This window comes from Curtobacterium caseinilyticum, from assembly GCF_030363035.1.
GTDB lineage: Bacteria > Actinomycetota > Actinomycetes > Actinomycetales > Microbacteriaceae > Curtobacterium > Curtobacterium caseinilyticum.
On sequence record NZ_JAUCMN010000004.1, the window covers coordinates 25999 to 36264 of the forward strand.

Genomic DNA, 10266 nt, shown 5'->3' on the forward strand with positions numbered 1-10266 from the left:
CCGGTTCACGGACTGGAGGCGCGGTGTCAGCTGACACCGCGCCTCCAGTCCGTATGCCCTTCCGTCCGCTTGATACACCAGGAGCGACGTACTGCGTTCTGGTTGCTACGGTGGCGCAACCGGCGGGAGACGTCGGTTCGCGGGAGGAGCAACATTGGTGAAGAAATCGGTCGTGCTGGCAGGAACAGTCGCGGTCATCGCGGGGATCATCGGACCGGTCAGCGCCACTGCGGCCGTCGCCGCGGAGCCGTCGTCGCCAGCCGAGCGGGTCATCGAGGGAGCCGCGTCCGCTGACCGGGTCGGCGAGAGTCGGAACGGGACGTCCTACCCGGAGGGCGGCACGTGGACCTACGGCGTGTGGAGCGGGGAGGTGCACTCGGTGTACCACCACAACGGCTCCACGCACCGTGCATCGGTGAAGTCGCACGGCGTCGTGACCCGATCGGTGTGGCAGCCACCGACGAAGGTTGCGTACGCCCACCGGCCGAAGGCGGTGTCCGGGAACCAGGCGTTCTGGGCCCGCCGCGGATGAGGAACTTCGCGGCTGCCACCGTCCTGGCGGTGGCAGCCGTCCTCGCGCTCTCGGCTGCACTCGCGGTGTCGGTCGTCCGCGAGGTCGAGGCGCTCGGGCTCCTCGCGGGGCGGATGACCCTCGAGCTCACCGAGCTGCCGGTCGGCGAGACGAAGGCCGAACACGTACGAGACATCACCGCTGCGGCCGAGCGCTCCAGCGTGCGTGTGTCGCTCCTGGTCCCGGACCGCCACGGACGACCGGGGGTGTGGACCGCCTACTCCTTCCGGGGGACAGCAGCGCAACCCGGCATCGGGGCGTCGATCCGGCCGCGGCCGATCGGCGACGGCGGAACCCTCGACCTGCTCGGCCCGATGGCGGTCGACGGCGACGATGGGGCGATGCGGCGATTCACCGAGGTGCTGTGGCGGACCGGGTACACGGCCGTCGACACGACGCCCGCCCCGGTCGAGGCGCTCGCCGTCGTCCTGACGAGGCCGACCGTCGTGCTCGTCGCGGCCGCCGTCCTGCTCGGTCTGGCGATCGCGCTCATCGCCGAGTCGAGACGTCGGTCCGGACGGCAGGACCTCCGCTCGCGAGCGGGCTGGTCCACCGGGAGCGTGGCGTGCGCGGAGGCGCTGGACCTCGGTCGCGTGGCGGGTCCGATGGTGGTCATCGCGTGCGCAGCTCCTCCAGTCGCGCTTGCTGTGCACGGGGCTGGCGCTCCGACGCTTCGGTTCACGACGATCGTCGTCCTGATGTGCGTCCTCGCGGCGATGCTGATCGCCCTCGTGCTGCACGTCGGCTGTGCCCTGCTGAGCGCCGCATCGGCCCATCGTGCTGAGGAGTCCCGTTGGCAGATGGTCCTCGTCGCCGCCGCTGGCATGTCGCTCGTCGTCGTGGCCGTCGCCGACGTGCAGTTCCTGCAGGACGGTCAGCGGACCACCGCCGAGGCCGAACGGACGCTCGTCGCCGAAGCTGCGCACGGGGACGACGTCGTGCTCGGCACGGCGTCGACGACCCTCGAGCAGGACCATGCGTTGGGTGCCATCGCGACCGCAGCACTCGCGCGAGGGGACGCCAGCATGGCCTACTCGTCCTTCACGGATCGGTTCACACTGGTCGGCGACGCCAGCGCGTCCCTGCGTGCACTCGTACCGGGCGGCCTTCCTCCGCACGGGCAACCACTCCTGCTCGTGCCCGATGCCCTCGCCGGCGAGAGCGACGCGCTGCGCGATGCGGCAGCGGCGGACATCGCGACCGGGTGGCAGGTGGAGGGACGTCCGCCCCCGCGGTCGCTCGACGTCCGTCTCCGACAGGTGGGCTCGACCGCGGCCGTCACCCAGTCCGCGATCCTGTGGACGAACGGGATCGAACCGCTGTTGCCGACCTGGCCGGACATCCCCGTACTGGTCGTACCCGATCCGAGCGACCTCGCGCCGAACCAGATCGGAACCGGGGCCGCGAACGGCGAGGTGCGCTTCGCTGATCGTGTGGCGCTCGAACACCAGCTCCGGGCTGCAGGGCTCACGGACATCGTCTTGCAGGTCGACCGCGTGGGTGCCCGAGTGGAGCGGCAACTCGGCGAGCTCCGGGCAGAACGCCACACGCTCCTGCTGGCCGTGGTCGCCGCGGGGCTGGCACTCGTGCTCGCGGCGATCTCGCTCGCGGGTGAGCACCGCGTCCGCACCGCTCGACCCGGGCGCGTGCAGTACCTGGTCGGGAGACATCCGCTGGTCCCGCACCGGTGGTTCCTCGTGTGTTCGGGCTGCAGCGCCTTCGCCACCGCCGCCGTGACGAGTGCGTTGATCGGAGCTCGCGGCGAGGTGATCCTCGTCGCAGGCGTCGCCAGCGGAGCCGGAGCACTCGTGCTGGTCGGGGTCGTGCTCGCCGCGGGCTCGGCCCGTGCAGCAGAAGCGTGGAGGAGGACATGGTGAACGCAGCGCCGGTGCTCGAGGTCGACGGACTGGGATTCGACGTCGGACCTCGGAGGTTGTGGAACGAGCTGTCCCTGTCCGTCCGACCGGGGGACGCCGTCGCAGTCCTCGGGCCGTCCGGGCAGGGGAAGAGCACGCTGCTCCGCTGTCTCGGCGGGCTGCAGGCGCCGACTCGCGGGTTCGTCCGCCTGCTGGGCGAGGACGTGCACCGGAGTGCTCGTCGGACGCGGCGATCGATGCGGCGGGACCGCGTCGGGTTCATCGTGCAGGACCACGCGGTCGTCCCACAGTGGACGATCGCGCAGAACCTCAGCGTCGTGCGGCCGAGCGGCCTCCCGCGGATCGAGCGCGACGAGCGGGTCCGGGACGCGGCGCACGCAGTGGGGCTCGGAGGCCGACTCCGGATGCGGGCGGGGTTCCTCAGCGGTGGGGAGCAGCAGCGGGTGGCGGTCGCTCGGGTACTCGTGCAACGGCCGATGCTGGTGCTCGCGGACGAGCCGACGGCCTCGCTCGACGAGACGAGTGCGGGGCTGGTGCGGGACGGACTCGAGCGCCTCCGGAGTGCGGGGAGCGCGATCGTGGTGGCGACGCATGAGGTCGCGCTGCAGGAGTGGGCTGGCGGTCAGATCGACCTTTGACCACGGTCGGGCGGCGCGCGACCGCCCGTCACTGTCGTCTTCGCTCCGCGATGCGGCCGACGATGGCCGCCCAGCGGTCGAGCTCGTCCTCGACGCGATCTGCGACGGCCGTAGGGTCTTCGTGTTCCCAGGACCGGATCACGCGCCAGCCCTCTGACGTCAAGATCGCCTGGTTCCGGGCGTCACGCTGTCGGTTTGCGCGGAGCTTCCGTCGCCACATCGCAGCGTTCGCTTTCGGCAGGTGCGTGTGCTCCTCGCAGAGGTGCCAGAAGCAGCCGTCGACGAAGACCGCGACGCGGGCGCGAGGGAAGACGAGGTCGGGGCGGACGCGGCAGCGGCGGCTCACCTGGCGATCGACGAAGAACCGACGGCCCCGGCGGTGGAGCTCCCGCCGCACGGCGAGCTCGGGTGCCGTGTCCCGCCGACCGAAGCGGGCCATGTGTCGGCGGCGTGAGTCGTCGGCTTCCCACTGCTCCATGCGTCGACCGTCGCAGAGGGCTCTGGTTGCGGCGTGCCGAAGGACCGTTCGGTGGACAGTCTGCCGGTGAGCTAGCTCTGTGCAGGGGGAGCGGAGGCGCTCCCCGCCGGGATGTCGTCATGCGCTGCTAGGAAGCGGCGAACGCGGGCGAGGCTGCGCCGCAGCTCCACGACCGTGACCGCGCCAGCGGCGACCAGTACCCCGATGAGGACGAGCCGGAACCACGACGTCACGTCCGATGCGAGGCCGATGACTTGCGACCCCGCGAGACCGCAGAAGAGGAAGAGCTGCTGCGACGTCGCAAGCGGAAGGGTCGCCTCGAGCACGCGTGCGTGGCCCGCCGCGCGTGTCTCGAGTGCCGCGGGCGTGGGCGCGCCTGAGAGGACTGCTCGCTGGACGGCGCGCCGCTCGTCAGCGTCGAGTTCCGCGGTCGGCGCGCTCACGAGACGCTTCATCCGGAACTGCGACAGCATGGTCGACAGCGCCGCGCCGAGGCCGCCGATCGCCAACACGCAGCCGAGGCTGGTGAGGAGCACCTCGAGCGGGCGCTCGCCGTGGCTCAGCCACACCCCGACCGCGAGCCCCGCGACGGCACCGGTGAGCGCGATCCAGACCGCCCGGCGTGCGGCTCGACGGACGGCGTTGTTCAACTCCTTCTCCACAGGGGCAACAGTAGGGCCCGGCCCGCGTTCACGTCCGGCTACCATCGGCCGCGTGAGCAGCGACGTGACCCCTGGGCGGTACCGGCACTTCAAGGGCGGGGAGTACGAGGTGGTCCTCGTGGCGAAGGACGTCGAGACCGAGGAGCCGGTCGTCGTGTACCAGGCGCTCTACGGCGAGCGTGGGCACTGGGTGCGGTCGCTCGCAGACTTCACCGCGCACGTGTCGCGGGACGGGTACGAGGGGCCGCGGTTCGTCCGTCTCGACTGAGCGGCAGTAGTTGCTTCCCGCGCAACGATGGTTCTGATGAGCCGGTACTTGGGAGAGGTCTTCGTCGTCCGTCGAGAGGGTGTCCTCGTCGCCGAGCCGACCGGAGGCGTCGCGCGACGGGGTGCGGATGCTCCTCCACAGTCGTGGTTCCCGAGCATCGACGACGAGACGGCAGGCCTGCCGTTGGTTCGCAACGGCAGAGGGTCTCCGCTGAGATCGAGTTCGTGCATCCTGTCTCCGACAGCGGGGCGATCGGGCGGGTCGTGCGGTTCCTGCAGGCGGCGCGGACCCCCGTGTCGGGCAAGGCGGTCGTGGCCGATCGGCGGGACGACGCGATGGATCTCCTCGAGCTCGTGCCCGAGGAGTGGCAGCCCTACGAGGTGCGAGCGGGCGAGCTCGACGCGCACGGGTGGGAGGCGTTCGTCGGCACGCTGTTCCCGGTACCCATCGAGGAGATCGACGCTGTGCTCGGGGCGGGCTGGGAGCAGCTCGTCCGGATCGAGCCGTGGCTCGCACCCCTCCAGACCGACGGCGACGATCACCCGGCGACCTGAGCGATGACGGACGGGAGGCGCGGTGCCAGCTGGCACCGCGCCTCCCGTCCGTCACGTGGTTCCATCAGCCGCTCGGCTGCGGTCAGCTCATTCGGGTGGAGGCGATCCCGCCGTCGACGTCGATCGTGCCGCCGGTGACGAACACGGCCTGGTCGGAGACCACCCAGCGGACTGCGCGGGCGATGTCGACCGGCTGCACCGGGACGCCGGCCGGGGTACCCTGCGTCATCGCGGCGAGGACGTCGGCCGAGTCGGCGTTGCCCGGGGTCGCCGTCGCTCCCGGGGCAACGGTGACGACGCGGATGCCGCGGTGGCCGTACTCGGCGGCCCAGGCACGGGTGAGCTGTTCGACGGCGGCCTTCGTGGCGGGGTAGAGGGCCATGAAGGGGACGCCGACGCGGGCCATCCACGAGCCGATGTTGACGACGTGGCCGCTGCCGCGCTCTGCCATGCCGGGGGCGAGGGCCGCCACCAGGACGTGGGGTGCGCGGATGTTCGTGGCGAGCAGGGCGTCGACGGTGTCGTCGTCGAGGGACTCGGTCGGGCCGCCGGGGTAGACGCCGGCGTTGTTGACGAGGACGTCGACGTGGCCACCGAGTCGGTCGCGGGCCTCGGCGGCGAGGGCGCGGACCACGTCCGGCCCCTGCGACAGGTCCGCGGTGAGGGCGACGGCGTGGCCGCCCTGGCGCTCGATGTCCTCGGCGACGGCGCGGGTGCGCTGCTCGTCGCGGCCGTGGACGGCGACGGTGAGGCCGGCAGCGGCGAGTTCACGGGCGATGGCCTCGCCGATCCCGCTCGAGGCGCCGGTGACGAGGGCAGTGCGGGGTTCGTTCTGGGCGGTGGGTGTGGTGGTCATGGGTCGATGGTCCAGTGCTCCGGGACCCCGCGGCTTGCCCGCTTCCGCGAGGTCCTTGCCGGATCCCGCAGCGGGTGGTCGGGGCGCAGTCGTGCCCGGTGTCGCCTCGGTAGGTTGGCGACGTGGACGACCGGATCGCGCAGCACCTCGACCGTGCGGTGGCAATGGCGTCCGCGCATGCTGCGGTCCCCGGGAAGGACCGGCAGGACGCCGTCGCCCGAGCAGGGTCGGCGCACCACGCGGAGACCCTCGGGCTGACCGTGTCGAAGGTGCACGAGCCGACCGGGCTGTTCGACCGGCGCTACGAGCCGTCGTTGTCCGTCGTGCTGCGCGGGCGGAAGCGCTCGATCGTCGGGGACGACGACCAGGTGTGGGGGCGGGAGCGGTTCATCATCACGCCGGTGGACCTGCCGGTGGTCGCCGGAGTCGTGGACGCAGCGGGGGAGGACGGCTTCGTCGCCGTGGTGTGGCGACTCGACCCGGTGGTGGTCGGGGAGGTCGTCGCGTCGATGTCGGTGCCCGCTGCTGCTGCGGTTGCTCCTGGTTCGTCGCCGTCCGGTGCGGTGTCGTCGTTGCCTCGGCTGGGGAGCTGGACGGCGCCGCTCGCCGACGCGTTCGCCCGGCTGATCGGGCTGCTCGAGGCTCCGGAGGACATCCCCGTGCTCTTCCCGCTGGTGTCGCGGGAGATCGTGCTGCGGTTGCTCCAGACGGAGCAGGCGCCGCGGATCACGGCGGCTCTGGACGAGACCGGGCACTCGGTGGTCGCTGGAGCCACGGCGCTGCTCACCGGGCGGATGGCGGAGGGGTGGTCGATGAATCGGCTCGCGCGGGAGCTCAGGGTGAGCGAGTCGACGTTGTTCGCCCGGTTCAAGGAGGCGACGGGGATGACGCCGGCGCAGTACCTGAAGCGGACGCGGCTGGGTGAGGCGCGGCGGCGGATGGTCGTGCACGGGGACACGGCGGCGCGGGCTGCGGCGGTGGTGGGGTTCCGGAGTGCGTCGCACTTCTCGCGGGACTACCGGGAGGCGTACGGGAGGCCGCCGGCGGCGGATGCGGTGGTGGTGCGGGGGCAGTTGGCGGTTGCGGCCGCCGTTTGATCCCGCTGCTTCTTGCAGGTGGGCTGGGACGGACGGGAGGCGCGGTGCGGGCTGGTCCCGCGCCTCGCGTCCGAGTTGGTCGCTTCGTAGGCTCGGAGCATGTCCCCGCACCGACCACCATTCGACCCGGCCGCTCTGACGGTTCGGCAGCTCCTCGCCTCCTCGGTGGCGGTCATCGACGAGCTGTTGCGGCGTGGGTTGATCCGGACGCGGAACTCGCCGCTCGGTGACCTCGCGGAGAGTCTGGCGCTCCGCGCGTACGGCGGGGAGCTCGCGCCGAACTCGGAGAAGAGCTTCGACCTGTCGACCGCCGACGGGCGGCGGCTACAGGTGAAGGCACGACTCGTGCGGCCGGACGACAAGCGGTCGCAGAAGTTCTCTGCGTTCCGGTCGTGGGACTTCGACGCGGCACTGTTCCTGGTATTCGACGCGTCGACCTACGACCTCACGTGGGCGCGAGGTCGGCCGGGCTGAGACGGAAGCACTCGGACGGCGTGTGGAGCACACGAACTCGTTCGCGATCCTCGTGCGGCAGGTGCAGGGGGCCGGTGTCGACGTGACCGCCCGGGTCGAGGCCGCGTACGAGCGCATCGACCGTCCCGCCGACGATTGACCCTTGGGTTGAACGCGGCGATCGTGCAGATCACTTGGTCCCGACCAGCCGCGGAGTTCAGCCTCGACTGGCGACGAGTTCCCCGGCTGCCTTCAGACGACCGGGTCGTGTGCTCTTGAGCGCAACGCCGCCCGCGCCGCACGCAGCGCCGTCCGAGGAGTCGGCGCGTGCACGATGTTGAGCGGAGGATCCCAGTGTCGGATGACCCGCGACTCGACGTCCCCGAGGCGGATACCCAGCGCCACGGGGAGCGCTCAGGTGGTGAGTTCGAGCCGGTCCTGCATCCACGCGGACAAGCGTCTCTCGTCCTCCGGATGCAGCGAGAAGCCCTTCGACGCGTCGCCCGCGGTCTTGCCCCGCGGCACGGGACGCAGTGCGAGTTCATCGGCGAGGAGCGCCGACAACGAGCGGCGGAGCGTCGACGAGCCCGATCGCACCTTTACGTCGTCGAGGCCGAAGTGGGCGCGGAGGTCACGGTCGCGCAAGCTCCGTTCTGCCTTGCCGATGTAGATCGGTGCTGCTCGGCCGTGCGAGCCGATGCCCAGCTGCTCGGTCACGGCCCCGTCTGCCCAGATCGCGTACAGCCCCGCGGCGTTCGGCACGTCCGCTGCGCTTGCCCGGCGAGGTTGCCCGTCCAGCACCTGAACCGCATCCCGGACGGCTCGAGCGAGCACTTCCTCGGGCCGAGCGGCCGAGGGCAGCGAGTTCACTCTCCGTCGCTCTTCTTCTTGGACTTGAACAGCCCCGCGACTCGGCCTCCGACGGCGTCCGCGGCCCCCGTGACCTTGCCGCCGACGTTCTTCACCGCAGTGAGCGCCTGCGCTTCGTCCGGTTCGCCATCGCCGTCCAGGTCAACTCGGCGGAACACCCGCGTCGCACCACTCGCCGCGCTCGACACGCCGGAGCCGACGGCGCCCGCAGCCCCGCTGACCCACGTGCCGGTCGATCGAGCGGCGTCCTCGAGAGCGGCGAGTGCGCGGTTGTCGGACTCCTCGTCGTCACCGTCGGCCTTCACGGTCAGGGCGAGGTGATCCGGGAACTCCGCCGGCGGCTCGGGGAACGCAGTCTTCGCGGACTTGACCACGTCGCGTCCGAAGACGAAGCGCGCGACCCCACCAGTGACTGCGCCGACGCCGTACTCGATCGAGGCACGCTGCTTGCCCGTGAGCCCCTCTCGGACCGGATCGAGTTCACCGGTCTGGATCGTGCGCATCAGACTCTGCGCGGCGCCGCCCGGGAGCGCATCCGACAAGGTGGTAGCCCAGTGCGACCAGTCGTCGCGACCAGCGGCGATCTTCTGGCCGGTCGAGACGGTGCCTTCGGAGGTCACCTCAGCGACGTCAGTCGCCATGGCTGCGATCTGCTGCTGGCTGACCCGCTCGTTGGTCAGGCCGAGGACGAGCGCCTGAGCCTGGTCCTTGTCGAGGTCCATGCCGTGCAGGTCAGCGACCGCGAGGCCGAAGACGGCGGTGATCTCGAACTGCAGCTGCTGGTCGCCGGCGGGCAACAGACGCGCCGCAGCACCCTTGGCACCCGTGCGGGCAGCGTTCTTCGCCATGTTCTTCGCCGCGGCCTTCATCGCGACCTTGGTGCCAGACTTCGCCGCCTGTGCGCCGGCGCTCTTCGCTCCAGCGACCGCAGGGCCGGCAATCGGGATCGAGGCAATGGCGATGTCAGCGGCGATCGACCCGACCGTGATCGCCGCACCAGCGGTGGTGATCGAGGTGACGTAGTGACGCTCGAGCATCTGCACGATCTCAGTGGGCGTCGCCGACGGGTTCCGTCGGCGGAGCCACTTCACGTACTGACGGGCCAGTGCTCGTCGGCCAGTGACCGCCTTCGCGATCTCTCGCGTCGCCTCCTCGGCTAGGACCTCCGCTTCGAGGGTCTCGTCGGGGGTGTCGATGTCGGTCATCGCAGGGTCCTTCGTCTTGAGCCGCGCTCGGGTACGCGGTGATAGAGCACATCGTTGCATGGACGAGCGACCTTGCAAGGTCACTCTGACGTTGCGCCCCCGTCCTCGTCCGCTCGGATGTACAAGATGCTGGGGACACGACCACCGGTGGCGCGCGAGGTAGATGACGCGGTGCGGGCCAACCACGGTCTGGTAGGTTCCGGCGGTACCGTGGATGTGAGCGGGACGGTCGAAGTTGCGGTGGGCGAGCTTGGCTCGAGCGGGGTCGAAAGTACCCTTCCAGTCTTCGATCGGCGCTTTGAGGACGCCGTCGAACAACTGGTCGGCGAGGTCCTGGTCGAGATCGGCGGCGATACATCCTTGCGGCCTCGGGCTCTCGCCGATGGGTCGCGCTCCCGCTTAGATGGCTCTATCTTGAGGAGCCAAGAAACGCGCTCAACTGAGACAGAGATCCACAGATCGAGCCCTTATGAACTCGAGTGAGCGGCGCTAGGGCGCGGCTGCCTGCACTCGTCACACTGATGCAGGTCCTGGATCATGCGTGGGAGGTGCCCTCTGTAGGACTCGCGGTCGCGCGCTCGAGTGCTTCTTCTGGTCAGGATGAGCGACGGCTCTTGTTTGGGCGCGGCAACGGATCGTCACCACTGGCGGCCTGGACCGCTGCGGAACTTGCTGCCAACCTGACGGTCGATCGAGCACCGAGGAGGCGCGATCGTAAATCTGTACGACGCGGCGAT

12 protein-coding genes are annotated in these 10266 nt (G+C 70.7%); 7 read left to right on the plus strand and 5 right to left on the minus strand.

What is annotated here, in order from left to right:
- The first annotated feature begins 157 nt into the window (after positions 1-157).
- Genes QUG93_RS06835 through QUG93_RS06845 form a run of 3 tightly spaced genes read left to right on the plus strand, consistent with a single transcriptional unit; the run spans position 158 to position 3086 of the window.
- The gene (locus QUG93_RS06835) at positions 158-532 is read left to right on the plus strand and encodes a lactococcin 972 family bacteriocin (RefSeq protein ID WP_289473176.1); all 375 of its coding nucleotides are present in this window, start codon (positions 158-160) and stop codon (positions 530-532) included.
- 29 nt (positions 533-561) lie between these two features.
- Complete coding sequence (locus QUG93_RS06840) at positions 562-2448, plus strand: hypothetical protein (RefSeq protein ID WP_289473177.1); 1887 nt, start codon at positions 562-564, stop codon at positions 2446-2448.
- Positions 2442-3086 (plus strand): ABC transporter ATP-binding protein, encoded by a 645-nt coding sequence (locus QUG93_RS06845; protein ID WP_289473178.1) that lies wholly within the window; start codon positions 2442-2444, stop codon positions 3084-3086. Before QUG93_RS06840 ends, QUG93_RS06845 begins: the two co-directional genes overlap by 7 nt.
- A gap of 28 nt (positions 3087-3114) precedes the next feature.
- On the opposite strand, the gene vsr is transcribed toward QUG93_RS06845, so the two are convergent.
- Positions 3115-3564, minus strand: coding sequence for a DNA mismatch endonuclease Vsr (gene vsr / locus QUG93_RS06850; protein ID WP_289473179.1), 450 nt, complete (start codon positions 3562-3564; stop codon positions 3115-3117).
- 71 nt (positions 3565-3635) lie between these two features.
- Positions 3636-4226, minus strand: coding sequence for a hypothetical protein (locus tag QUG93_RS06855; protein WP_289473180.1), 591 nt, complete (start codon positions 4224-4226; stop codon positions 3636-3638).
- 52 nt (positions 4227-4278) lie between these two features.
- Here QUG93_RS06855 and QUG93_RS06860 point away from each other — a divergent pair, with 52 nt between their 5' ends.
- Entirely contained in the window at positions 4279-4494 is a 216-nt protein-coding gene (locus tag QUG93_RS06860) for a DUF1653 domain-containing protein (protein ID WP_289470144.1), read from the plus strand.
- Positions 4495-4718: 224 nt separating this feature from the next.
- The gene (locus QUG93_RS06865; protein WP_289473181.1) at positions 4719-5048 is read left to right on the plus strand and encodes a hypothetical protein; all 330 of its coding nucleotides are present in this window, start codon (positions 4719-4721) and stop codon (positions 5046-5048) included.
- Positions 5049-5130: 82 nt separating this feature from the next.
- On the opposite strand, the gene QUG93_RS06870 is transcribed toward QUG93_RS06865, so the two are convergent.
- On the minus strand, positions 5131-5904 hold the full coding sequence (locus tag QUG93_RS06870; protein WP_289473182.1) for an SDR family NAD(P)-dependent oxidoreductase: 774 nt from the start codon (positions 5902-5904) through the stop codon (positions 5131-5133).
- A gap of 122 nt (positions 5905-6026) precedes the next feature.
- Here QUG93_RS06870 and QUG93_RS06875 point away from each other — a divergent pair, with 122 nt between their 5' ends.
- Positions 6027-7001 (plus strand): AraC family transcriptional regulator, encoded by a 975-nt coding sequence (locus tag QUG93_RS06875; protein ID WP_289473183.1) that lies wholly within the window; start codon positions 6027-6029, stop codon positions 6999-7001.
- 99 nt (positions 7002-7100) lie between these two features.
- Positions 7101-7475 carry a DUF6998 domain-containing protein gene (locus tag QUG93_RS06880; RefSeq protein WP_289473184.1) on the plus strand — a complete coding sequence of 125 codons (375 nt, stop codon included), beginning with the start codon at positions 7101-7103 and terminating at the stop codon, positions 7473-7475.
- Positions 7476-7868: 393 nt separating this feature from the next.
- On the opposite strand, the gene QUG93_RS06885 is transcribed toward QUG93_RS06880, so the two are convergent.
- Positions 7869-8216, minus strand: coding sequence for a GIY-YIG nuclease family protein (locus QUG93_RS06885; protein WP_289473185.1), 348 nt, complete (start codon positions 8214-8216; stop codon positions 7869-7871).
- Positions 8217-8320: 104 nt separating this feature from the next.
- Positions 8321-9847 (minus strand): hypothetical protein, encoded by a 1527-nt coding sequence (locus tag QUG93_RS06890; protein WP_289473186.1) that lies wholly within the window; start codon positions 9845-9847, stop codon positions 8321-8323.
- Positions 9848-10266: the final 419 nt, after the last annotated feature.

What these genes read in the sequence shown, in the direction of transcription:
- QUG93_RS06845 (WP_289473178.1), top strand. Translation starts at nt 2,442, where the DNA reads ATGGTGAACGCAGCGCCGGTGCTCGAGGTCGACGGACTGGGATTCGAC.
- vsr (WP_289473179.1), bottom strand. Translation starts at nt 3,564, where the DNA reads ATGGAGCAGTGGGAAGCCGACGACTCACGCCGCCGACACATGGCCCGC.
- QUG93_RS06870 (WP_289473182.1), bottom strand. Translation starts at nt 5,904, where the DNA reads ATGACCACCACACCCACCGCCCAGAACGAACCCCGCACTGCCCTCGTC.
- QUG93_RS06880 (WP_289473184.1), top strand. Translation starts at nt 7,101, where the DNA reads ATGTCCCCGCACCGACCACCATTCGACCCGGCCGCTCTGACGGTTCGG.